Annotated in this window: 23 protein-coding genes and 2 pseudogenes; 10 read left to right on the top strand and 15 right to left on the bottom strand. The window is 68.6% G+C overall.

What is annotated here, in order from left to right; all coding sequences use genetic code 11:
* Positions 1-1050: carboxypeptidase-like regulatory domain-containing protein (locus DM816_RS26095; RefSeq protein WP_162907843.1), on the bottom strand; the 1050-nt coding region annotated here is incomplete at its 3' end.
* Positions 1051-1212: 162 nt separating this feature from the next.
* Here DM816_RS26095 and DM816_RS26090 point away from each other — a divergent pair.
* The 3 genes from DM816_RS26090 (at position 1213) to purM (ending at position 4350) form a co-directional block, all read left to right on the top strand.
* Positions 1213-1569, top strand: a complete 357-nt coding sequence (locus DM816_RS26090) for a sterol carrier family protein (RefSeq protein ID WP_117213042.1) — start codon at positions 1213-1215, stop codon at positions 1567-1569.
* 112 nt (positions 1570-1681) lie between these two features.
* Positions 1682-3187, top strand: coding sequence for an amidophosphoribosyltransferase (gene purF, locus DM816_RS26085; protein WP_117213041.1), 1506 nt, complete (start codon positions 1682-1684; stop codon positions 3185-3187).
* A 44-nt stretch (positions 3188-3231) separates the two neighbouring features.
* Positions 3232-4350, top strand: a complete 1119-nt coding sequence (purM, locus tag DM816_RS26080; protein ID WP_117213040.1) for a phosphoribosylformylglycinamidine cyclo-ligase — start codon at positions 3232-3234, stop codon at positions 4348-4350.
* A 153-nt stretch (positions 4351-4503) separates the two neighbouring features.
* Here the strand turns inward: purM and soxR are convergent, their stop codons facing one another.
* Positions 4504-4947, bottom strand: a complete 444-nt coding sequence (gene soxR, locus DM816_RS26075; protein ID WP_117213039.1) for a redox-sensitive transcriptional activator SoxR — start codon at positions 4945-4947, stop codon at positions 4504-4506.
* 54 nt (positions 4948-5001) lie between these two features.
* On the opposite strand from soxR, the gene DM816_RS26070 reads away from it, so the two are divergent.
* Both DM816_RS26070 and DM816_RS26065 read left to right on the top strand, forming a co-directional pair.
* On the top strand, positions 5002-5670 hold the full coding sequence (locus DM816_RS26070) for a transketolase (RefSeq protein ID WP_117213038.1): 669 nt from the start codon (positions 5002-5004) through the stop codon (positions 5668-5670).
* Positions 5671-5672: 2 nt separating this feature from the next.
* Positions 5673-6458: a transketolase family protein gene (locus tag DM816_RS26065; protein ID WP_117213037.1), complete on the top strand. Its 786-nt coding sequence runs from the start codon at positions 5673-5675 to the stop codon at positions 6456-6458.
* A 151-nt stretch (positions 6459-6609) separates the two neighbouring features.
* Here DM816_RS26065 and DM816_RS26060 read toward each other — a convergent pair whose 3' ends face one another.
* The 6 genes and pseudogenes from DM816_RS26060 to DM816_RS26035 all read right to left on the bottom strand — a co-directional run bounded on the left by DM816_RS26060 (position 6610) and on the right by DM816_RS26035 (position 12152).
* Positions 6610-7530: a CU044_5270 family protein gene (locus DM816_RS26060; RefSeq protein WP_117213036.1), complete on the bottom strand. Its 921-nt coding sequence runs from the start codon at positions 7528-7530 to the stop codon at positions 6610-6612.
* On the bottom strand, positions 7527-8033 hold the full coding sequence (locus DM816_RS26055) for an RNA polymerase sigma factor (protein ID WP_117213035.1): 507 nt from the start codon (positions 8031-8033) through the stop codon (positions 7527-7529). The genes DM816_RS26060 and DM816_RS26055 overlap by 4 nt, the downstream gene beginning before the upstream one ends.
* Before the next feature lie 25 nt (positions 8034-8058).
* Complete coding sequence (gene purL / locus DM816_RS26050; protein ID WP_117213034.1) at positions 8059-10344, bottom strand: phosphoribosylformylglycinamidine synthase subunit PurL; 2286 nt, start codon at positions 10342-10344, stop codon at positions 8059-8061.
* 208 nt (positions 10345-10552) lie between these two features.
* Positions 10553-11224, bottom strand: a pseudogene (gene purQ, locus DM816_RS26045) (phosphoribosylformylglycinamidine synthase subunit PurQ); the annotation flags it as partial.
* Positions 11221-11466, bottom strand: a complete 246-nt coding sequence (gene purS / locus DM816_RS26040) for a phosphoribosylformylglycinamidine synthase subunit PurS (protein ID WP_117213033.1) — start codon at positions 11464-11466, stop codon at positions 11221-11223. The gene purS and the pseudogene purQ, both read right to left, overlap by 4 nt.
* Before the next feature lie 77 nt (positions 11467-11543).
* Positions 11544-12152 carry a TMEM165/GDT1 family protein gene (locus DM816_RS26035; RefSeq protein ID WP_117213044.1) on the bottom strand — a complete coding sequence of 203 codons (609 nt, stop codon included), beginning with the start codon at positions 12150-12152 and terminating at the stop codon, positions 11544-11546.
* Positions 12153-12192: 40 nt separating this feature from the next.
* Here DM816_RS26035 and DM816_RS26030 point away from each other — a divergent pair, with 40 nt between their 5' ends.
* Positions 12193-13287: a phosphotransferase family protein gene (locus tag DM816_RS26030; RefSeq protein ID WP_117213032.1), complete on the top strand. Its 1095-nt coding sequence runs from the start codon at positions 12193-12195 to the stop codon at positions 13285-13287.
* 118 nt (positions 13288-13405) lie between these two features.
* Positions 13406-13846, top strand: a complete 441-nt coding sequence (locus tag DM816_RS26025) for a GNAT family N-acetyltransferase (protein WP_117213031.1) — start codon at positions 13406-13408, stop codon at positions 13844-13846.
* Positions 13847-13870: 24 nt separating this feature from the next.
* Here the strand turns inward: DM816_RS26025 and purB are convergent, their stop codons facing one another.
* Together purB and DM816_RS26015 are read right to left on the bottom strand one after the other, a co-directional pair.
* Positions 13871-15289 carry an adenylosuccinate lyase gene (purB, locus tag DM816_RS26020; protein ID WP_117213030.1) on the bottom strand — a complete coding sequence of 473 codons (1419 nt, stop codon included), beginning with the start codon at positions 15287-15289 and terminating at the stop codon, positions 13871-13873.
* A gap of 48 nt (positions 15290-15337) precedes the next feature.
* Positions 15338-17014, bottom strand: a complete 1677-nt coding sequence (locus DM816_RS26015; protein WP_117213029.1) for a DUF885 domain-containing protein — start codon at positions 17012-17014, stop codon at positions 15338-15340.
* A gap of 261 nt (positions 17015-17275) precedes the next feature.
* On the opposite strand from DM816_RS26015, the gene DM816_RS26010 reads away from it, so the two are divergent.
* Positions 17276-18238, top strand: a complete 963-nt coding sequence (locus tag DM816_RS26010) for a DMT family transporter (RefSeq protein ID WP_117213028.1) — start codon at positions 17276-17278, stop codon at positions 18236-18238.
* Between the two features lie 50 nt (positions 18239-18288).
* Here DM816_RS26010 and DM816_RS26005 read toward each other — a convergent pair whose 3' ends face one another.
* Positions 18289-19527 carry an acetyl-CoA C-acetyltransferase gene (locus DM816_RS26005; RefSeq protein ID WP_425455277.1) on the bottom strand — a complete coding sequence of 413 codons (1239 nt, stop codon included), beginning with the start codon at positions 19525-19527 and terminating at the stop codon, positions 18289-18291.
* Between the two features lie 16 nt (positions 19528-19543).
* Between DM816_RS26005 and DM816_RS26000 the strand changes: the two genes are divergently transcribed.
* Positions 19544-20794, top strand: coding sequence for a 3-oxoacyl-ACP reductase (locus DM816_RS26000; protein ID WP_117213026.1), 1251 nt, complete (start codon positions 19544-19546; stop codon positions 20792-20794).
* Positions 20795-20798: 4 nt separating this feature from the next.
* Complete coding sequence (locus DM816_RS25995; protein ID WP_117213025.1) at positions 20799-21587, top strand: MaoC/PaaZ C-terminal domain-containing protein; 789 nt, start codon at positions 20799-20801, stop codon at positions 21585-21587.
* 43 nt (positions 21588-21630) lie between these two features.
* Here DM816_RS25995 and DM816_RS25990 read toward each other — a convergent pair whose 3' ends face one another.
* The 4 genes and pseudogenes from DM816_RS25990 to DM816_RS25975 form a co-directional block, all read right to left on the bottom strand.
* Positions 21631-22047, bottom strand: coding sequence for a nucleoside deaminase (locus DM816_RS25990; RefSeq protein WP_117213024.1), 417 nt, complete (start codon positions 22045-22047; stop codon positions 21631-21633).
* Between the two features lie 16 nt (positions 22048-22063).
* A complete protein-coding gene (locus DM816_RS25985; protein ID WP_246002257.1) occupies positions 22064-22618 on the bottom strand; it encodes a tRNA adenosine deaminase-associated protein in 555 nt (184 codons plus the stop codon).
* 124 nt (positions 22619-22742) lie between these two features.
* Positions 22743-23039: a hypothetical protein gene (locus tag DM816_RS25980; RefSeq protein ID WP_117213023.1), complete on the bottom strand. Its 297-nt coding sequence runs from the start codon at positions 23037-23039 to the stop codon at positions 22743-22745.
* A gap of 135 nt (positions 23040-23174) precedes the next feature.
* A pseudogene (locus DM816_RS25975) lies at positions 23175-23450 on the bottom strand (hypothetical protein); the annotation flags it as partial.

Here is a 23450-nt window from a genome sequence, read left to right as displayed (position 1 = left end):
CCCGTAGACCGCGGTGGCACCCGCCGCAGCACCGCCGTAGACGCCGCCCGCGGGGCGGGGAGCCGCACCGGCGGGGCCACGCGGGCCGCCGGGACGGCCGCGCACGGGCTCGTCGTCCTCGTCGTCCTCTTCGTCTTCGTCTTCATCGTTGTTGCGCCGCACCAGCAGAAGCACGATCGCCCCGATGCCCAGCGCCACGAGCAGGCCACCCACGATGATCATGATCCAGGTCATGGTGTCGAGGCCGCCGCTGTCCGCCGCGGGCTTCGTGTCCACCGCGCCCGCCGCGGTTGTGGTCGAGGAGGGCTCGCCGGTCGGCGGGGCCGTGTTGGTCGGCGGCGCCGTAGTCGCTGCGGTCGGGTTTTCCATGCCGAGGTTTATCGTCTTGTTCTCGTTCGCGCCGACCCGGACCGTCTTCGGCCCGCCCGTGAGCACGAACGGGTCCTTGGTGACAGTGAAGATCAGATCACCCGGCGCGATCTTGAGCGCCTTGCCGTCGAACTGGTAAACGCCCGTGCTGCCGGTCTTGACGTCGAAGTTCTTGCCGGTCGGATCCTGCACGGTCACCACCGCGCCGGAGATCGGCTTGCCGTCGACGTTGTTCTCCACCTCGCCGCGCAGCAGACCCACGGTCTGCTGCTCCTGCTGCCCCTGATTGACCGTCAGCGGGACGGTGCCGATCTGTCCACCGCTGTGCACCACCCTGACCGTGACCTGGCCAGCGGCGTTGCCCTTGATTTTCGCCGTGATCTCGTCGCTCACCCCCGCCGTGAGGTCCACCGTGCCGGGGCTGCAGTTGCTCGCACAGCTCGCGGCACCGCTGCTGACCTGGATGGTGACGCCTTCGACCTGGGGTGTCGCCGGGTTGGAGTCCTTGATCCTGAACTTGAAGGTGGACTCCTGACCCACGTTGATCGTGTTTGGGGTCAGGTTCGCGCCCTGCAATGACAGCGCCGCCCAAGCTGGTGAGGTGACACCGACCAGAGCGCCGAGCGATACAGCTGCGACCACGCTTACGCGCGCGATCCACGGTCGTCGCTGGGTAGCCACGTCCACCAACCACCTTCCAAGCATTTCGGATCTTCCTCGGCTGGGGTTAGGGCAGGGGATACCGAGGAAAATACGCCCACGCAACTATGCCCTGCGATGTGGCCTCGGCGCGAGCCAGGGGCCGACAAAATGCGAGCCAAAGTCGCGACGTATCGTCCCAACGTGTCCTCATCGCACGAAAAGTCCCCTGCGCTCCGAGCCGCACTCGACGGGCTGGCCGAGGGCGCGTCTGTCGAGCGTACGGTGTTGCGCGACGCGGTTCGCGAGCTCCTGGCGGAGCTGGCCCGCCGGGCTCCTGGCCGTTCGGTGGAGGTGCGCGTTCCCCCGTACGGAGCAATTCAGTGTGTCGAGGGTCCCAGGCACACCCGCGGCACCCCGCCCAACGTTGTGGAGACGGATCCCATCACGTTCTTGGGCCTGGCCTCGGGAAGCGTTACGTGGGAAGAAGGTCTGCGGACCGGGCGCATCCGGGCGAGCGGCATTCGAGCCGATATCTCCCACCTTTTCCCGGTCTTTTGACTCTGGCACACTGGTAGAGCCTTGACCGCCTGGAACGTACACTGTCGGTCTACAGGTAGTGACCAGCTCGTAGTCAGCGTCTGAACAAGCGGAAACGCAAGGGAGTTCCCCGGTGCCCGGAGGCGACGGCCGGTTGAGCCACGAGCTCGACCCCCACCGGCCAGGCCCGCAAGACGCGTGTGGCGTCTTCGGAGTCTGGTCGCCAGGCGAAGACGTGGCAAAGCTCACCTACTTCGGCCTATACGCGCTCCAACACCGTGGTCAGGAGGCTGCCGGCATCGCCGTCAGCGACGGCTCGGGCGTCGTGGTCTACAAGGATCTGGGACTGGTGGCCCAGGTCTTCGACGAGCCCACGCTGGCGAGCCTGCGCGGCTACCTGGCCATCGGGCACACGCGCTACTCCACCACCGGCGGCTCGACGTGGGAAAACTCTCAACCCACGATCCAGGCCACCCCGGCGGGCACGACCATCGCGCTGGCCCACAACGGCAACCTCGTCAACACCGCCGATCTCGCGCGCAGCGTCGCCGAGCTCGGGATCGACACGCGCGGCACGACCAGCGACACCGCCCTGGTCACCATGCTGCTCGCGGCCAAGCCCGATCTTTCGGTCGAGGCCGCGGCGATGGAGGTGCTGCCAACGGTCAAGGGCGCCTTCAGCTTCGTGTTCATGGACGAGACGACGTTGTACGCGGCACGCGACGCGCATGGCGTGCGGCCCCTGGTGCTCGGGCGCCTGTCCCGCGGCTGGGTGGTCGCGAGCGAGACCGCGGCGCTGGAGACGGTCGGCGCCTCGGTGGTGCGCGAGGTGGAGCCGGGCGAGCTCATCGCCATCGACGAGCACGGGCTGCGCTCGTCGCGCTTTGCCAGCCCCGAGCCGAAGGGCTGTCTCTTCGAATACGTCTACCTGGCCCGCCCCGACACGACCATCTCCGGCCGCAATATGTATGCCGCACGCGTGGAGATCGGGCGCAGGCTCGCTCAGGAACACCCGGCCGACGCCGACATGGTCATCCCCGTGCCCGAAAGCGGTACCCCCGCAGCGATTGGATATGCCCAAGAATCGGGCATCCCCTACGGCAAGGGTCTTGTCAAAAACGCCTACGTCGGGCGCACCTTCATCCAGCCGTCGCAGAGCATTCGCCAGCTCGGCATCCGGCTCAAGCTCAACCCGCTGCGCGAAAACGTGCGCGGCAAGCGGCTCGTGGTCGTCGACGACACCATCGTCCGCGGCAACACGCAGCGCGCCATCGTGCGCATGCTGCGCGAGGCCGGCGCGCTCGAGGTGCATGTGCGCATCTCCGCCCCGCCGGTCACCTGGCCCTGCTTCTATGGCATTGATTTCGCCACCCGCGCCGAGTTGATCGCGACCGGCCTGGACAACGAGGGCATCCGCCGCTCCATCGGCGCTGACTCGTTGGGCTACGTGTCGCTCGCCGGCCTGACGGCCGCCACGGAGCAGCCCGCGTCACGCCTGTGCCGCGCCTGCTTCGACGGCAACTACCCGATCCAGCTGCCCGCGGGCAACCTGATCGGCAAGCACGTGCTCGAGGGCGTCGACCGCCGGGTCGAGGCCGGAGAGCAGGGCGACCCGGCGCTAGCAGCAAGCCGGTCGTGAGCAGCAGCCGCCAAACCATTCGCAAGACCCAAAGGGGTGTTCCCGTGACCCACGTGACCGATCGTCCCAGTACCCAGCCCTGGACAGCGAGCAACGGCAACGGCCGCCGCAAGACGGTGACCTATGCAGATGCGGGGGTCTCGATCCACGCCGGAGATAAGGCCGTTGAGCTGCTCAAGAGCCGGGTCGAACGGGCGCACCGGCCCGAGGTGCTCGGTGGGCTCGGCGGCTTCTCCGGACTGTTCCGTTTGGACACGAGCAAATACAAGAAGCCCGTGCTGGCTTCGTCGACCGACGGCGTGGGCACCAAACTCGTCATCGCCCAGCAGATGGGCATCCACGACACGGTGGGCATCGACCTGGTCGCGATGGTGGTCGACGACCTGGTCGCGTGTGGCGCGGAGCCGCTGTTCCTGCTGGACTACATCGCGTGCGGCGAGGTCGTGCCGGACCGCGTGGCCGAGATCGGCGCGGGCATCGCCGACGGGTGCCGCTACGCGGGCTGTGCGCTGCTGGGCGGCGAGACAGCGGAGCACCCGGGCGTGATGCGGCCCGATGAATACGACCTGTCCGCCAACGGTGTGGGCGTGGTCGAGGAGGACGAGATCCTCAGCCACGAGAAGGTGCAGCTGGGCGACGTCGTGATCGCGATGGGGTCGTCGGGGCTGCACTCCAATGGATACTCGCTCGTCCGGCACGTGCTGCTGGGCCAGGCGCGGATGAAGCTCGACAGCGTGATCGACGACCTGAGCGACCAGCGGACGCTGGGCGAGGAGTTGCTCACGCCGACAAAGATCTACGCGAAGGACTGCCTGTCGTTGATCACCGAGTGTGAGGTGCACGCGCTCGCGCACGTCACGGGCGGCGGCATCCCCGGCAACCTGGAGCGCGTGCTGCCCAAGCACCTGGACGCGATCGTCAACCGGACCACCTGGCACCCGCAGCCGATCTTCGATCTGATCCAGCGCAAGGGCAGAATCGAGCAGAGCGACATGGAGTCGACGTTCAACATGGGCATCGGCATGTTCGCTGTGGTCACGCCGGCCGACGCCGACCGCGCGCTGGCTCTGCTCACCGGGCGCGGCGTGCAAGCCTGGCCGGTCGGCGAAATCGTCTCCGGCACCGGCCAAGTCCACATGCTCGGCTCCTACACCCGCGGCTAACCCCCACCCGCCCTTTCGCGTCGGTCATGAACTTACGTCCATGCTCGGCGGTGTGTCGCGGCATCAACTTCATGGTCAACCCGGCGCGGCGCCGGAGCATCGATCCTGAAGTTTCGAAAACGACACGCCGTCCAACATGGACGTAGTTCATGATCAACCGGGAGGAGTGGTGGGGACGAGGAGGCGGTGAGGGCCGGGGCCTCGGGTGGCTAGTTCGTCGCCGGGGTTGTAGAGCTTGCATGTTTGCAGCGAGAGGCAGCCGCAGCCGATGCAGCCCGTCAGGTCGTCGCGCAAACGTTCCAGCAGCGCGATGCGCTCGTCGAGCTCGCCGCGCCACCGGCGGGACAACCGCTCCCAATCGGCCTTGGTCGGCGTGCGGCCGTCCGGCAGTTCACCGAGCGCGTCCTTGATGCGCTCCAGCGAGACGCCGATCTGCTGGGCGATCCGGATGAACGCGACCCGGCGCAGCTCCGCACGTTCGTAGCGGCGCTGGTTGCCGCCCGTGCGCGTGGCCCGGATCAGCCCCTGCTGTTCGTAGAAGCGAAGCGCCGACGGCGCGACACCGCTGCGCGCCGCCAACTCCCCGATGGTGAGCATCACGAATCACAAATCCCTTGAGTTCAAGTGCACTTTAAGTTGCAGGCTACACGCATGTTGTTGGATTCGTTGCTGACCAGACTCACCGGGGACGAGAAGCACGCGCCGAGCGCGTACTCGACCCTGGATGTGTTGTGGGTGCTGTACGACCGGGTGCTCGACGTGTCACCGGACCGGATCGACGATCCCGAGCGGGATCGCTTCCTGCTCTCGAAGGGGCACGGCCCGGCGGCCTACTATGCGGTGCTCGCGGCCAAGGGGTTCATCCCCGAGGATTGGCTCGACGACATGGCCGGACCCGACAGCCCGCTGGGCCACCATCCCGACCGGCTGCGCATACCGGGCGTCGAAATCAGCAGTGGCTCGCTGGGGCATGGGCTGGGGCTCGCGACCGGAACGGCGCTCGGGCTGCGGGCGCAGGGCTACACCAAGCCGCGCGTGTATGTGCTCGTGGGCGACGCGGAGCTGGACGAGGGCAGCAACCACGAGGCCATCGCGTTCCTTGGAGCGTCCTATATAGACAGCGTTACGGTGATCGTCGTCGACAACCGGTCGGCCTCCTACGCGTGGCCGGGCGGGCTGCAATCCGCGTTCACCGTGCATGGCTGGACGACGTCCACGGTGGACGGGCGTGACCATGAGGCCATCCACCAAGGAATCGCGGCGGCGCGGCCGGGAAGGCCGCACGCCGTCATCGCCCGTGTCGAGGGAGAGGTGCAGTAGTCATGCGTGAGACGTTCGTTGACGAGACAACGCGTCTGCTCGACGAGGACCCGCGCTTGGCGCTGGTACTGGCTGAAATATCGGCAGGTTCGTTTGACAAGGCGCTTGCCGGCCACCCTGAGCGGGCGATCAATGTGGGGATCAGGGAGCAGCTCATGATCGGTGTGGCGGGTGGCCTGGCCATGACCGGCCTGCGGCCGATCGCGCACAGCTACGCCACGTTTCTGGTCGACCGGGCCTATGAGCAGATCAAGCTGGACCTGGGCCACCAGGGCGTCGGCGCGATCCTGGTCAGCGTGGGCGCTTCCTACGACGGCTCGACGGCGGGCTACACGCACATGTCGCCGATGGACGTGCGGCTGCTGCAAACGCTGCCGGACTGGCACCTTCGCGTGCCGGGGCATGCCGATGAAGTGCGGAGGCTGTTGCGGGAAGCCGTGCGTGAAGACGGCAACGTCTACATTCGACTGTCCACAAAGGTGAACGCCGAGGCACACGAGGACGGCGAGATCGTCAAGCGGGGGACCGGGCCGCGGATCGTCGCGGTCGGCCCGATGCTCGATCCCGTGCTGGAAGCCGTGCAGGGATTGGATTTCGAGGTCGTCTACGCCAACACCGCGCCGGAAGACGAGACCGGCGTCATCACCGTCGTGCCCTATCTCGAAGGCGCGCACCGCAACAGCATCGGCGTCAAGCGGGTGGACTTGCACCGCTACGGTTCGCCGAAGGACCACGCCCGGTGGCACGGACTCGACCCGGCGTCAATCAGGGAGCGGATTTTGTCGTAGGCGGGCGGCACCTTCTCTCCACCGACAACCACGGGGAGCCCGTCGCGGCGGCCATGATCTGCGCCGCCGCGACGCCGTCGCTGTTGGCGATGCCGCCACGGCGAGGGCAACCCAACCGTCGCCTGCTGCGCGGCCCCGCCAGGCCCCCCGTTTACTGCCTTTGCGGGGTCGGGACGACCGATTGGGTCCAGAGCATGCGCGACACGCCATTCACGTCGAACGGGTTGATGATGGTGACGCCCTCGCCAAGGAAGTAGCTTGCCCGCCCGACTACCCGTCCGGTGTCCGGATCGAACAGGATTTCCTTGCCCTTGGTGTCGTCAGTGTGCCGGATGGCGATCAGCGAGCGGCCATCCACGGCGATATCCCGTGTGCTGAGGCCGCTCATGCCGGTGAACGCGCGCAGCAGATTCGCCCGCTGCGCCGGAGTGAGTGCGAGCTCGCAGTAGGAATACATCTGCGCCAGCATGTCCCACAGCTGCCCGTCCACGGTCCACCGATCATGCCGGCCGATCTCAATCCGTAGGTGTGCCAACAACTTTTCCGGGTCGGTGGGCAGGGTGGCGAGCCACTCCAGCGTCGGGCGGTGGACGCCGACGGGCGATTCTTGGCCCTCGGGCTGCGTCCGCGCCTGCTCGACGTCCTCCGGCAGGTTCACGACCCGACCGGCGTGTACGTCGTACCACAGCTGCATGGTCCGGGATTCGATGACGCACTCTGTCGCGCCGCCGCAGCCCGCGACACCGTTCCCGCTGGTGTGCACGACCTGGCCCGGTCCGATGGTCACAGGCGCTCCCGCGGCTGCCTTGTCCGCCAACGCTTTCAGCGTCGCGACAGTGTCCGGAGTGGACGCCACGGGCCAGTAAACGCCGGCGCCCGTCCGGTAGACCACCAGCGAGCCGCCGACAAGCGCGAGGACGACAGCCGCCACGGCGACCGGGGCCAGAACCCGAGACCTCGGCCGGATCCGCTTGGGGGGCTTCGTCATCCGGTACCAAGTCCTCGTCAGGGATTCCTCGGTAGGCTCGGCGCCGAGGCTGCGCACGGCCACGAGGTCGGAATCGGTTTTCACAACGGGCCTCCTAGGGCGGCACGGACCCTCGCCCGTGCCCGGTGAAGGGTGGATTGCACGGTGCCGAGCGGGATGTCGAGCGCCGCAGCGATCTCGGCGTATTCGAGCTCGGCGACCGCATAGAGCAGCAGGACGTCGCGCTGGCGGCGGGACAGCGCCGCGAGCGCCCTGGCAGCAAGCCGTTGCGCGTCAACCCGGTCCGACGTCGGACCGTCCACCGTGTCCGGTCGCAGGCCCTCGATGGCTTTGAGCGCACGGATTTCGTCGCGGCGGTGCCGGCGCAACAGGTTGGTGCAGATGCCGTAGAGCCAGGGCAGCATCGCGCCCCGGCTCGGGTCGTAGCGTGCCTTCTGCTCGTATGCGATCAGGAACGTCTGCGCGACGATGTCTTCGGCGATCTGCTCGCCGACCCGGTGCGTCGCATAGCGGAGCAGTTCCCGTGCATAGCGGTCGAACATGCCGCCCAGGTCGGTAGGACCGAGGGCGGCTGCAGGTGCGGACATACCCGTTCTTGCCCGCACCGGCCGCTCATGTTCCGAATATTTTGGGGAGCGTCCCCGACCAGGCCTCGCGCAGCTCGTCGAGCGGCACCTCGAACTGGTCCTTCACCGCCAACCGGTCCCCGCCGGTGATGCCAAGCGCCGTGATCGGCACCTCGAACTCGGCCGCGAGCGCCTCGAACGCCTGCCGGTGCCCGCGCGAGACCGAAACGAGCACCCGCCCGGCCGACTCGCTGAACAGCGAAACGAACGGATCGGCACCCTCGGGCAGGGCGACCGTCACCCCGACATCCTTGCGCAGCGCCGACTCGACCAGGGCCTGGGCCAGCCCGCCGTCGGACAGGTCGTGCGCGGAGTGGACCAGCTGCAGCTCGGCCGCGCGGGCCATGAGCCCGGCGATGGCCTGCTCACGGGCGAAGTCGACGTGCGGCGGCCGCCCGCCCAGGTGCCCGTGGACCACCCATGCCCACTCGGAGCCGGACAGCTCGGCGGTGGTGTCGCCGAGCATGAACACCACGTCATTGTCGTGGGCGAAACCCATCGGGATGCGCTGTGCGACATCGTCGAGCACGCCGAGCACGCCCACGATCGGGGTCGGGTGGATGGCCACCGCGCCGGTCTGGTTGTAGAAGCTCACGTTGCCGCCCGTGACCGGGATGCCGAGCTCCTGGCAACCGTCGGCCAGGCCGCGCACGGCCTCGGCGAACTGCCACATGACCGCCGGGTCCTCGGGCGAGCCGAAGTTGAGGCAGTCGGTCACCGCGACCGGCGTGGCGCCGGTGACGGCCACGTTGCGGTAGGCCTCGGCGAGCGCGAGCTTGGCTCCCTCGTAGGGGTCGAGGCGGGTGTAGCGGGAGTTGCCGTCGACCGACAGGGCGATGCCCAGGCCCGTCTCCTCGTCGATGCGGATGATGCCGGAGTCCTCGGGCTGGGCGAGGATCGTGTTGCCCAGCACGTACCGGTCGTATTGCTCGGTCACCCACGCCTTGTCGCACAGGTTGGGCGAGGCGACCATGCGCAGCAGGGTTTCGCGCAGATCGGTGGGCCGGGGCAGCGTTTCGGCGCGGTCGGCCTGCAGCAGGATCAGGTCGGCCGGCTCGCGCAGCGGGCGGGCGTAGACCGGCCCGTCGTCGGCGAGGCTGCCCGGCGGCACGTCCACGACGGTCTCGCCGCGCCAGGTGATGTGCACCCGGCCGGTGTCGGTGACGACCCCGATCGGCGTCGCTATCACCCCCCACAGCGTGGCCACACCCAGTACAGCATCCAAATTGGACGGTTCGACGATGAACAGCATGCGTTCCTGGGACTCGCTGGCCAGCACCTCATGCGATTCCATCGACGGCTCGCGCAGCGGCACCTTGTCGAGCTGGATGTCCATGCCGGTCCCGGCGGCGGCCGCGGTCTCGGTGAGCGCGCACGTCAGCCCGGCACCGCCGAGGTCCTGCACGCCCACGATCAGCCCGGCCTCGTATAGCTCCAGGCACGACTCGATGAGCAGCTTCTCGGTGAACGGGTCGCCGACCTGCACGCTGGGCCGGCGCCGCTCGGAACCCTCGTCGAAGGTCGCGCTGGCGAGCACCGACACGCCGCCGATGCCGTCACGCCCGGTCTTGGCGCCCATGAGCACGACGATGTTGCCCGGCCCGGTGGCCGCCTTGTTTTGCAGGCGGTCGGTCGGGAGCACGCCCACGCACAGCGCGTTGACCAGCGGGTTTCCCTGGTAGGACGGATCGAACACCACCTCGCCGCCGATGTTGGGCAGGCCCAGGCAGTTGCCGTAGCCGCCGATGCCACCCACGACGCCCGGCAGCACGCGCTTGGTGTCGGGGTGGTCGGCCGCGCCGAAGCGCAGCGGATCCATGACGGCGACCGGGCGCGCGCCCATCGCGAGGATGTCGCGCACGATCCCGCCCACGCCCGTTGCCGCGCCCTGGTGGGGCTCCACAAAGGACGGATGGTTGTGCGATTCCACCTTGAAGGTCACGGCCAGCCGCTCGTTGATGGCGATGACGCCGGCGTTTTCGCCGATGCCCGCGAGCATGCGGTCGGAATGCGGCGCCTTCTCACCGAACTGCTTGAGGTGGATCTTGCTCGACTTGTAGGAGCAGTGCTCGCTCCACATGATCGAATACATGGCCAGCTCGGACTGGGTCGGGCGCCGTCCGAGGATCTGGCGGATGCGCAGGTATTCGTCCTCCTTGAGGCCGAGCTCGGCATAGGGCTGCAGCTCGTCCGGCGTGGACTCGGCCCGCTCAACGGTATCAATGCTCACTGGAGTCCCTCCGCTGCTCCGCCGCCGCCACCGCCGGCTCATCGATCTCGGCCGCCGGGTCGGAATCGGCCTCGTCGTCGGCCTCCACGGGCTCGGCGTCATCGGCCTGCGCGGGAACCCGGGCCGGGATCTCCGGCCAGGCCGGCGGGGCCAAAGCCGGGTCAGGCTCGACCGGGATGGTCGGCCGGATCAGCGGCTCGGGAATCGTCACCGTCTCCCTCACCTGCGCCTCCTGTGCGGGCGCGGGCGAAGCCGGTGCCACCAGGTATTGCAGCACAGACGCGAAGAAGCCCAGACCGTCCAGCGACGGGCCGGTCAGTGCCTCGACCGCGTGCTCGGGATGCGGCATGATGCCCACCACGTTGCCCGCCTCATTACGGATGGCGGCGATGTCGCGCATCGACCCATTGGGGTTGCCGTTGATGTATCGCGCGACGATCTGCCCGTTGGCCTCCAGCTGGTCCAGCGTGTCGGCGTCGGCGACGAAACAGCCCTCGCCGTTCTTCACCGGGATCAGGATCTCCTGACCCTCCACAAAGGACCCCGTCCAGGCGCTGGCCACGTTGTCGAACCGTAGCCACTGGTCGCGGTTGCGGAAGTGCAGGTGCTGGTTGCGGGTCAGCGCGCCGGGCAGCAGGTGCGCCTCGCACAGGATCTGGAAACCGTTGCAGATGCCCAGGACCGGCAGCCCGTCGGCCGCCGCCTTCTTGATCGTCTCCATGATGGGGGCGAACCGGGCGATCGCCCCGCAGCGCAGCGCGTCCCCATACGAAAAGCCGCCCGGAAGGACCACGGCATCGACGCCGTGCAGGTCCGGGTCGGCGTGCCAGAGCCGGACGGCCTGCGCCCCGGCGATGCGGGCGGCGCGGGCGGCGTCGCCGTCGTCGAGCGACCCGGGGAAGGTCACGACCCCGATCTTCACGACGCCTGTTCCTCGATTTTGACCTGGTAGTCCTCGATCACCGGGTTGGCAAGAAGCTTGTCGGCGATCTCGCGAGCCCGCTCCACGTCGGCCTCGCCTTCAAACTCGATCTCGACGCGGCGGCCGATGCGCACGGAGGCGACGTCGCTGACGCCCAGGCGCGGAAGGGCGTTGGCGACCGCCTGGCCCTGCGGGTCGAGAATTTCGGGCTTGAGCATGACATCAACCACGACGCGAGCCACGGGGTTTCTCCTCAGCTGAAGTCTCGTGCGTGCGCGACCAGCGTACCGACCGGTGGGCACGCTGCCCCAACTGGGCATCAGAGGGCTGAGACCAGTGTCACTCCCGCGAGCACCGCGCACACGCCAGCGCCCACAAAGCGGATGAGCGACAGCCGCACCCGCTGCAGGAGCCACCGGCCCAGCAGCACGGCCAGGCCCGAGACCGTCGCGAGCGCGACCAGTCCGCCGAGCCCCGTGGCGACCGGGTCGCGCCCGCTGGCCACCAAGCCCGCGATCACGAGCTGGGACAGATCGCCCCACTCGGCGGTGAACAGCACCAGGAAGCTCGTGCCGACCGCCCGCCAGCCGCGCTTCGGCGCGCGCTCGCTGAGCTTGGTTTGGTATTCCTCCTCCTGGGATTTCTCCTCGGCATCGGCGCGACGGGCGCCACGGGCAAGGACCACCGCCCCGATCGCGAAGAGGGCCGCCGCGGCGAACTGCACCGGCCGCGTTGGCAGCTGCGAGAGAAGATGCCCGGCGAGGACGGCAATCACGCATTGGACCGCAAAGGCAAGGACGACGCCGATCCATGTTGGCATTGGAGGGTACCGGGTGGAGAGCACAAGGGTCGCCACGAACGTCTTGTCGGGCAGTTCCACGGGGAAGATCGCCACGAACGCCAGCAGGGCGGCGGCCACAAACTCCACGGGCCGAGCGTAACCGGCGACCGTCAGTAGCATGTGCCCAATGAGCCGCATGGTGACCCTCGTCCTAGCCACGCCGGACGGCACGGTTTTGGGTGCCTTGCCGGCGTTTCACGTGGAACTGCCGTACTGGCAGGAGGTCCGGCCGATCGTCGAGTTCGCCCGCGCGCAGCACGGCTTGGACATCGCGGTGCTGCGCATCCTGTCCACCGAGCCGGGCCTGACCCGCGGGGGTCGAGTGAGCTACCTCGCCGAGGTCGACGCCCCTCCCGAGGTTTCGTTTGCACCGACCACATTGGACATTTTGCCGCATCCGCTGCGCGCCGATTACGCCGAGTTCGGTGGGCCGGGGCGGACACTGGCGTGGGCACGCTCACACGTGTCCTTCGTCTCGGCGCAGCAGCTGCGCACGTGGAACCTGTCCGCGATCTGGCGTCTCGACACCGATCACGGGCCGGTGTGGCTCAAGCAGGTGCCACGGTTCTTCCGGCACGAGCCCGCCGTGCTGTCCTATCTGGACTCCGGGCTGGTGCGCGCGTTCGACGACTCCGGCCGCATGCTGCTCGACCACATCCCGGGCCAAGACCTGTATGGTGCCGACCTCGCCACGCGGGCCGCCATCGCCCGGGAGCACTTCGCGACCCAGGCACGCGCGCTGGGCGACATCGACAAGCTCATCGCCGCGGGCGTCCCCGACCGGCGCGACCTCTCCCGGCTCGGCACGCAACCGTGGCTCGCGGCGCGGATGTCGGCGGTGGCAAGCGCGGGCATGCCCGACACGCTCGTGCACGGCGACCTGCACCCCGGCAACGTGATCGGCGACGGGTCACGGCGCACCATCATCGACTGGGGCGACTCGTTCATCGGGCATCCCGGGTTCGACATCCTGCGCCTGACCGAGGACTTGAGCCCGGCCGAGGCCCAGCCACTGATCGCCGCGTGGGCCGACCGTTGGCGCGAGCTCGTGCCCGGCTGCGACCCGCTCGCCGCCGTCGACGCCCTGCGCCCCATCGCCGCACTGCGCAACGCTTTCGTCTATGCGGACTTCCTGGCCAACATCGAGCCCAGCGAGCACGCCTACCACGCGGCCGACGTCCCCTACTGGCTCGCCGAAGCCACCCGCCTCGCGTCAGTTTGACATCCACCCCGCCGGGCGGGGCGGCTCACGACAGGCCGCACAGACGCACCGTCACACCCTGATCATGCCCGCGGCAAATGGGGTTGACGTGCGAGGCGCACTCGGGTCTGCTGCTGAGGTGTCCGATCTTCGTTTCCAACAGCCGGACGATGACGTCACCCTCAGGGACTGGCAGCACGTCCACAACGCGATCATCCCGACGCACCTGCTGTCTCTGGACGAGGTACGCGAACGCGCGCAGCGCAACTACCTAGAGGTCGCGTATCACGGTGATCTTCTCGTGGGCTGCAGCACGGTGCGCCCTCCGTCCGACGAGACGGCGACCGCCACGGTTATCGCCCGTGTGCTCCCTGCTCACCGTGGGCAGGGGTTCGGCGAGCAGCTCTATGGGCGAGCGCTTAACCGGGCACGGGAGCTGGGCGCAAATGTGATCGAAACGGTGGTCCTGTCCTCCAACGAAGACGGTCTGCGATTCGCCTATCAACACGGGTTCGTCGAGACCGAGCGGTACCTTCTCCCGGGGGAGACCATTGCCTGGATCGATCTGCGTCTCTCCTGACCGGAGTCACTGCGATCGCTGTCGTCAGATGATCGCGCCGGGCGTGTAGGCGGCCGCGTCCGGGTGCTGGGCGACCACCTTCTCGATCTCCGCGACCACGGCCGCGACCTGCGCGGAGGCGGCGCCGGTGAAGGCGGTGCGGTCGGCGACCAGGGCGTCGATCTCCCCGCGCGACAGGCCGAGGCGCGGGTCGGCGGCGAGGCGGTCGAACAGGTCGTTGGTGGCCTGGCCGCGCTCGCGCATGGCCAGCGCGACGCCGACCGCGTGCTCCTTGATGGTCTCGTGCGCGGTTTCCCGGCCCACACCCTTTTTTACCGCCGCCACAAGGATTTTCGTGGTCGCGAGGAACGGCAGATAGCGGTCGAGCTCCCGCTCGATGACGGCCGGGTAGGCGCCGAACTCGTCCAGCACCGTGAGGAAGGTCTGGAACACCCCATCCAGCGCGAAGAACGCGTCCGGCAGCGCGACCCGGCGCACCACCGAGCACGAGACGTCGCCCTCGTTCCACTGGTCGCCGGCCAGCTCACCGACCATGCTCACGTATCCCCGGACCACCACGGCCAGCCCGTTGATCCGCTCGCTGGACCGGGTGTTCATCTTGTGCGGCATGGCCGACGACCCCACCTGGCCCGGCTTGAAGCCCTCGGTCGCGAGCTCCTGCCCGACCATGAGCCGGATCGTGGTCGCGAGGCTGGACGGGGCGGCCGCGACCTGGGCGAGCGCGGTCACCACGTCGTAGTCGAGCGAGCGCGGATAAACCTGCCCCACCGAGTCGAGCACCCGCGCGAACCCGAGATGCGCCGCGACCCGCTGCTCCAGCGCGGCCACCTTGCCCGCGTCACCGTCGAACAAATCGAGCTGATCGGCCGCGGTGCCGACCGGGCCCTTGATCCCGCGCAGCGGGTACGACGACAGAAGCGCTTCAATTCGCCGGTACCCATAAAGAAGTTCCTCGGCCGCGGAGGCGAACCGCTTGCCCAACGTCGTCGCCTGGGCCGGCACATTATGGGATCGGCCGGCCAGGACGAGCCGGTCGTATTCGACGGCGCGGGCGGCAAGGCGGGCGAGCGCGGCGACGATGCGGACGCTGATGAGCCCGAGCGAGTCGCGGATCTGCAGCTGCTCGACGTTTTCGGTGAGGTCCCGCGAGGTCATGCCCTTATGAATGTGTTGGTATCCAGCGAGCTCGCCGAATTCCTCGATGCGCGCCTTGACGTCGTGCCGGGTCACCCGCTCCCGGGCCGCGATCGAGTCGAGATCGACGTGGTCCAGCACCCGCTCATATGCCTCGATGACCCCCTCATCGAGCGGGATGCCGAGGTCGCGCTGCGCCCGCAGCACGGCGAGCCACAGCCGCCGCTCCGCCCGGATCTTCTCCTCGGGCGACCAGATGGCGTTCATCTCCGGGGAGGCGTAGCGGGCGGCGAGCACGTTCGGGATCACGCGCCCAGTCTAGAAGGCTCATCTGGATGAGCCTTCTAGACGGGTTTGCTAGAGCCGCGCCATCACCTTGCGGAACGGGTCGAGCCCGAGCGCGCCGAGGTTGAGCGCGTCCGCGTGGAACTGCTTGAGCTCGAACGCAGATCCCTTGCGCGCCTTGGCATCGTCGCGCGCCTGCAGCCAGATCCGCTCACCCACCTTGTAGGACGGGGCCTGGCCCGGCCACCCGAGATAGCGGTTGAGCTCGAACCGCAGGTTTTCGTCTTCGACCCGGCAGTGCCCGCGCATGAACTCCCAGCCCAGCTCGGGCGTCCAGCGCTCGCCCGGGTGGAAGCCGAACGGGTTGTCCCGCGGGATCTCCAGCTCCAGGTGCATGCCGATGTCGACGATCACCCGGGCGGCGCGCATCGCCTGCCCGTCGAGCATCCCGAGCTTGTCGGCCGGGTCCGACAGGTAGCCCAGGTCGTCCATGAGACGCTCGGAGTACAGCGCCCAGCCCTCGCCGTGGCCGGAGCACCACAGGATCAGGCGCTGGTAGCGGTTGAGCAGCTCCGCCCGGTAGACCGTCTGGCCGACCTGCAGGTGGTGACCCGGCACACCCTCGTGGTAGACGGTGGTCACCTCGCGCCACGTGGAGAATGCGTCGATGCCCTGCGGCACGGCCCACCACATGCGCCCGGGGCGGGTGAAGTCTTCGCTGGGACCGGTGTAGTAGATGGACCCGTCGCTCGTCGGCGCGATGCACGCCTCGATGCGGCGCACCGGCTCAGGAATGTCGAAGTGGGTGCCGTGCAGGTCGCTGATGGTCTTTTCGCCCAACTGCTGCATCCACTCGCGGAACGCCTCCTTGCCCGCGATCTTGTAGTCGGGGTCGGCGTCGAGCTTGGCCACGGCCTCGTCGATGGACGCGCCCGGCCCGGCGATCTGGGCCGACACCGCGCGCATCTCGGTCTCGATGCGGTGCAGCTCCTCGAACCCCCACGCGTAGGTCTCGTCGAGGTCCACCCTGGCGCCCAGGAAGTATTGGCTGGCAAGCTCGTAGCGCTCGCGCCCGGCCGCCTGCTTGTCCCGGCCGAGCGGGGCCAGCTCGTCGCGCAGGAACTGTCCGAACGCGACAGTCGCCGCGTTGGCCGCCTCCGCCGCCCGGTCGATGCGCGTGCGCAGCGCGCCGTCGGCCTCGACCCGGGCCGCCAGGCCACGGTAGAAGTCGTCACCGTCGCGGCTGGTCCAGATCTCGCACTGCTTGACCACCTCGAGGATCTGCGCCCGCGCGGCGACGTGGCCCTCCGCTGCCGCGTCGAGCAGCGTGCGCTTGTAACCCTCCAATGCGACCGGGAGCTTGTCGAGCCGGGCCGCGACGTTTTCCGCCGCCTGCCCGCCTGACGTCGGCATCAGGTCGAAGACCTGGCGCGACTCGTGCAGTCCGCTGGAGATCACGCTCAGCTCGCTGGTGGTCTCGCCGGCGTCGAACCGGGCGAGCGCGAGCGCGAGGCGCTCCTTCATCCCCTCCTTGGCCACAAATTCGCGCTGGTCGATCGGCTCGATCTGCTCGAGTGCGGCCAGCGTGCGGCGATCGAGGTCGGCCCGAGCCTCATAGCCCGCCCGGGTCAGATCGTCCAGCTGATCGTCGTAGCCCTCGATGCCGACATAGGTCGCGCCGGTGGGGGACAGCGCGGCCCATTCATCAACGTAACTATTAGCGAGATCGTCTACACGTCGTTGTTCCATGGCGACGAACTTAGCCGAAACGACCGACAACCCGCACCGAGCTTTACATCCGGCCGCCCGCGCCATTGGCGGGATCTCGGATCGCCCGGCGGCGTCCGGACCGAGCGATCTCTGATCCACGGAGCGGGTCAAGATCGGGAGGGAAGACGCCGCTCCCAGGGGCGGTCCGCCCGCGACTTGCTTCAGCAGGAACGAAGAAGCCCTGTGAGGTGTCCGAAAACCGCACGCGTTTTGTCGTACCCCCGTGGCAGAGTGTCAGGAGTGAGATCACCATCCGCCCCTGACAAATGGATACCCGCCTTCCTCGCCAACGCGGTGATCTGGGGAGCGTCGTTCATCTTCATCAAGATCGGTGTCAGCAAGCTGCACCCGACCTGGGTCGGGGCGGGCAGGCTGATCGTTGGTGCGCTCGCCCTGCTCGCGATCCTGCTCATCACGCGTGAGCGGCTGCCCCGCGACCGCCGCCTCTGGCTGCACATGCTCGTGCCCGGCATCATCGGCTCGGCGATCCCGTTCGCGCTGTTTGCCTACGGCGAGGAGCGCGTGTCCAGCATCGTGGCCGGCATCTGGAACGCGACGGCCGCCCTGTGGGTGCTGCCGTTCGCCGTGCTGGTCTATCGGATCGAGCGGTTCACCGCGCGCGGGGCGATCGGTCTCACCCTCGGGTTCGGCGGCGTGCTCACCGTGCTCGGTTTCTGGGACGCCTCGGCGTCCAGCATCGTGGGTCAGTTGATGTGCGGGGTCGCCGCGCTCTGCTACGGGGTGGCCATTCCCTATCTCAAGCGGTATGTCACGGGTCGCTCATCGGCGTCCGGAGTGGCACTGGCCGCCGTCCAGGTGATCATCGCGGCGATCGCCTCGACCATCGCCGCGCTCATCCTGGCCGGCCCGCCGCCCGCGCCGACCACCTGGGGCTGGGACGTGATCGGCTCAATCCTCGCGCTGGGCGCGTTCGGCAGCGGTGTGGCGTTCGCGCTCAACATGCGCGTGATCAGCATGGCGGGCGCGTCGACCGCCTCCTACGTGACCTACCTCATCCCCGTGGTCGCGACCGTGCTCGGCATCCTCGTGCTCGGTGAGTCCCTGACGTGGAACCAGCCCGTCGGCGCGCTGATCGTCCTGACCGGCGTCGCGATCGCCCAGGGCCTGTTGTCGCGCAAGCCGAAGCCACCCACGTCCGCCACCGCCCCACCCGCCGTCAAGGAGCTCGCCCACCGACGTTAGCGAGGACATACTGAACCATTTGTCCGATCAGCCGGCGGGCCGGGCGAGGGTCAGCGTTCGAGGACGGCCACGACTCCCTGGCCGCCCGCCGCGCAGATCGAGACGAGCGCGCGGCCGGATCCCTTCTCCGCCAACAGTTTCGCGGCGGTCGCGACGATGCGGCCGCCCGTGGCCGCGAAGGGGTGCCCGGCCGCGAGCGACGAGCCGTTCACGTTGAGCCGCGCCCGGTCGATGGTCCCCAGCCCGTTGGCCTCCCACGCGCGCAGCGTCGCGAGCACCTGCGACGCGAACGCCTCATGGATCTCGTAGAAGTCGAAGTCCTGCAGCTTGCACCCGAGCCGGTCCAGCAGCCGCGGCACGGCCTGCACCGGCGCCATGAGCAGACCCTCCGGCTGCGGGTCCCCATAGACGAAGTCCACCGCGGCCGTCTCGGCATCCACGAAGTGGGCGAGCACAGGCAGCCCGCGCGAAGCGGCCCACTCATCGGTCGACAGGAGCACCAGCGCCGCCCCGTCCGTGAGCGGCGTCGAATTGCCGGCCGTCATCGTGGTACCGAATATTGGTTTTAAAGCACTCAGCTTTTCCAGAGATGAATCCGGGCGCAGATTTTGATCGCGGGTGAGGCCCAGATAGGGCGTCACGAGATCGTCGAAGAATCCGCGCTCATATGCGGCCGCCAGTTTGCGATGCGAGTCAAGGGCGAGCTCGTCCTGCTCCTCCCGCCCGATGTCCCACTGGGCGGCCGTGATGGCGGCATGCTCGCCCATGGACATGCCCGTCCGCGGCTCGGCGTTGCGCGGAAGCTCCGGTTTGAACGGTTGCAGTGGACGCAGCCCGATGGCCGCCTTGAGCCGCGCCCCGGGGGTGCGGGCGGCCCGGATGTCGAGCAGCGTGCGCCGCAGCTCCTCGTTGAGCGCGAGCGGGGCATCCGAGGTGGTGTCAACGCCTCCACCGATTCCGACCTCGATCTGCCCCAGCGCGATCTTGTTGGCGAGGTAGGTGATCGCCTGCAGTCCCGTGCCGCACGCCTGCTGGATGTCCACCGCGGGTGTCTGCGCCGACAGCCCACTTCCGAGCACGGATTCCCTCGTCAGGTTGAAATCGCGGGAGTGTTTGAGCACCGCGCCCGCGGCCACCTCCCCGAGCCGCTGCCCGGCCAGGCCGAACCGGGCCACCAGCCCGTCCAGCGTCGCGGTCAGCATGTCCTGGTTGGACGCCCGAGCGTATCTGCCGTTGGAACGCGCGAACGGAATTCGGTTGCCGCCTAGAATGGCCACACGGTTACTCACGCGTAAGGTGTACCCCATGGGCGACCGGTATACAAGTTTCGCGAGGTCCGGAGTGGGCAGGCCGCTGGTGAAGCGGCTCGGGCTGCCCGATCCGCCACAGCTGAAGAGGTGGCGCGAGGGTGACCCGATCGTGCCCGGCCCGGTGCTGATTTCCGACGGGCCGCATGCCGCCGCGCTGCGCCAGCTTTATCCCGCGGCCGACGCCGACCGCTTCCACGCTCTGATTTTTGACGGTACGCAGTTGAGCACTCCCGAAAGTCTCAGGGAGCTCTACGACTTCTTCCATCCCGTGGCCCGCTCGCTGACTCCGAACGGCCGGGTGATCGTGCTCGGCACGACCGAGGTGAACGCCGCTCAGCAAGCCCTCGACGGGTTCGTGCGCAGCGTGGGCAAGGAGTTCGGGCGGGGCACCACGGCCCAGTTGGTGCGCCTGTCCTCCTCGTTGGAGGCCGCCCGGTCCACATTGGACTTCCTACTCAGCGCGAAATCGGCCTATGTCAGCGGCCAGACGATAGCCGTCGGTCCGCCGAGGGAGTCCTACTCCGAGCCGGCCGGCCGGGTCGCGCTCGTCACGGGAGCCGCCCGCGGCATCGGCGCCGAGATCGCCCGCGTGTTTGCCCGCGAGGGCGTCCACGTCATCTGCCTCGACGTGCCCGCAGCCGGCCAAGACCTCGCCCGCGTCGCCAACCAGGTGCGCGGCGAGGCGCTCCAGCTCGACCTCACGTCGGCCGACGCGCCGTCGAGGCTGGCCACCCAGCTCAAGTCCAGACGCGACCGGCTCGACATCGTCGTGCACAACGCCGGCATCACGCGCGACAAGACGCTGGCCAAAATGGACCCGGCCCAGTGGGACGCCGTGCTCGGCGTCAACCTGATCGCACCCATCCGGGTCACCGAGACGCTGCTCGCCCAGGGCCTGATCGACAACGGCACGCGCATCATCGGCGTGGCGTCGATCGCCGGCATCGCGGGCAACCGTGGCCAGACCAACTATGCCGCCAGCAAGGCGGGCGTCATCGGCTGGGTGCGATCCCTCGCCGCCCAAGGCTTTGTCGCCAACGCCGTCGCGCCCGGCTTCATCGAGACCGCGATGACGGCGAAGATGCCACTGTTCGTGCGCGAGGCCGGACGCCGGATGAACAGCATGTCGCAGGGTGGCCTCCCGGTGGACGTGGCCGAGACCGTGGCGTGGTTCGCCGCGCCCGGATCGGCTTCGCTGAGCGGCAACGTCGTGCGGGTGTGCGGCCAGATGCTGTTGGGGGCGTGAGGCGATGTACGCCAAGGCAGCGCTCACGCTGATCCCGCGCTCACGCCCCGCCGAACTGCCGGGCGTGGCGCTTTCGCGCGAGGTGGCAGTGGACCCGGCTCACCTGGCCGCATATCAACGCGTGTGCGGGTTTCGCACGAGCGATCGGCTGCCCGCGACCTACCCGCATGTGCTCGGGTTCGAGCTCGCGATGGGCGTGATGACCCGCGCGGATTTCCCGTTCCCGGTCGTCGGGCTGGTGCACATCGCCAACCGGATCGAGCAGGAACGGGCGCTCACGACCGACGACCGGCTCACGCTCACCGCGCACGCTGAGGGTTTGCGTGACCATCCGCGCGGCACGCAATTCGACCTCGTCACGACGGCCGAGGCGGGCGGCACACCCGTCTGGCGCGACGTCTCGACCTATCTGCGCATCACCCGCGCCGGCGACTCCAGCCGGGAGTCGCCGGAACCGCCTGTGCCGCACGCGATTTGGCGTGTCGGTCCCGAGGTGGGCACGGCCTACGCCCGAGTCTCCGGCGACCGCAACCCCATCCACACGTCCCTGATCGGCGCACGCCTGTTCGGCTTCAAACGCCCGATCGCGCACGGCATGTGGAGCAAGGCTCGCTGCCTGGCCGCGCTCGAAGGCCGCCTGCCGGGCGACCGCCTCACCGTGGACGTGTCGTTCAAACTGCCCATCTATCTTCCAGCCAAGGTCGGATTCGCCTACACCGCAGGCGAATTCCGCCTCTTCGACGCGCGCACGGGCAAGCCGCACCTATCCGGGGCGATTCCCGTCACGCGATAGGTGGACGCCGCATCCGATTATTGGGCGGCCGAGCGGAGCGTGCTCAGCGGAAAAAATCCCGCATGAGCGCCGCGCACTCCTGGTCAAGCACACCGCCATAGACCTCGGGCCGGTGGTTCAACCGCCTGTCCCGCAACACGTCCCACAGCGACCCGGCCGCGCCGGTCTTCGGCTCCCACGCGCCGAACACCACCGTGGCAACCCGTGCGAGCACGATCGCGCCCGCGCACATCGTGCACGGCTCGACCGTGACCACGATCGTGCACCCGTCCAGCCGCCACGACTTTTTCACGGCGGCGGCCCGGCGCAGCGCCACGATTTCGGCGTGTGCAGTCGGGTCGTGGGTCGCCTCGCGCTCGTTGTGCCCGGCCGCGAGCTCCCGGCCCGCCGGGTCGAACACGACCGCCCCGACCGGCACGTCGTCGCGCGACGCCGCGGCGACCGCCAGCGCCCGCCGCATCAGCGGCTCGAACCGGCTACGACTCACGCAGCTCTTCGACCTCGTCGCCACAGCCGATCATCTGGCACAGCTCGGCGGTGACGTCCGCGGGCAGCATCCCGTCCGTGGCGCAGAGCTGAAGCAGCTTGTGCGCCGAGACCCCGAGGTCCGACAGGAGGTCGGCGTCGCCGACGGGGTCGACGGTCGGATCGGCGGCGGGCTTGTCGTCGGCATCGTCGTCGTCTTCGTCGGCCGGCACGCCCTCCTCCAGCTCGAGGTCCAGATCGATCTCGACGGCCGGCGACTCGACGTCGCTGAGCAGCAGCGCGCCCAGCCGCGACTCCTCGGCGAACACCGAATCGGAGCCGAAGACCCGCAGATCCTCGCCCTCGTCGAGGCGCAGGATCACCAGATAGGCGTCATCGGCCTCGACGAACAACAGGGAGACGTTGGCGTCGGGGTCGACGTCGCGCAGCTGGTCGGCGACCTCGTCGATGTCCGCGAGGCCGTCGAGGTCGAGCTCGGATGCGGTCCACCCCGATTTGCCGCGGACAACGGCGGCGGCAAAGTGCGCGGAGCTAACCAAGGACACGTGACTCCCCCAAGTGTCGATGTTCCTGTCCTGTTGACAGTGTCGCTATTGACGGTTCCCTAGTGACAATGTCCCTCATTGACAACGACCGGTGATACTCATCGTAATCTGCGAGCGCGCCGCTTCATACCGGCCAGAAGCCTTGACGCACCCAAACGGCGAGGACCGACAGCGCCGCCACGGCCCACGCGACACCCGTTGCCGCAGCTACGCCCACTGCGGCGCCCCGATTCCCGGCGTGCGCAAGGACAATAGCCGACAGCCAGGCCACCGACCCGGCGAACAACGTCCATGACAGATAGCCACGCAGCGTCACGCTGAGTAGCCCGAACGACAGCAGCCACGCGCCCGCGGCCAAGCTCCCGGCGAGCACCGCCCCGGCCCGCACCGGATGCGGCTCCCGCAGGCAAGGCCTGCTCAATGGCCTACCCTCCGCTTCGCTTCGCGGGGCATGCCAAATGATTCGCTCGGGCAAGCCCTCGCCGCCATGGCCTACCTCCGCTTCACTAAGCGGAGGATGCCAAATGATTCGCTCGGGCAAGCCCTCGCTCATGTATCACCTAACTGGCAGGAAGCCCGTGACGTTCCGCCTGTCCGGATCGACCTTCGTAATCCAGCCGCCCGCGCGGCCCAGTCGCAGCAGCATCTCGGCGCTGACCGGCACCTGCTGCGGGCGCCCCGGATCGGGCGGCCACGCCAGCCGGGTCTCATGCCCCTCCTGCGCCCACTGCCGCACCGCGGGGATCGGGTCGCGCCTGGCGAGCAACTCCGCCGCGCCGTCGAGCCGCTCGATGAGCCGGCCCAGCGCCTCCCGCACGGCAGCCGCGTTGCC

The organism is Allorhizocola rhizosphaerae (assembly GCF_003426775.1).
Taxonomy (GTDB): Bacteria; Actinomycetota; Actinomycetes; order Mycobacteriales; family Micromonosporaceae; genus Allorhizocola; species Allorhizocola rhizosphaerae.
The sequence above is the reverse complement of the archived record's forward strand: the minus strand, read 5'-3'. Positions and strand labels throughout refer to the sequence as shown.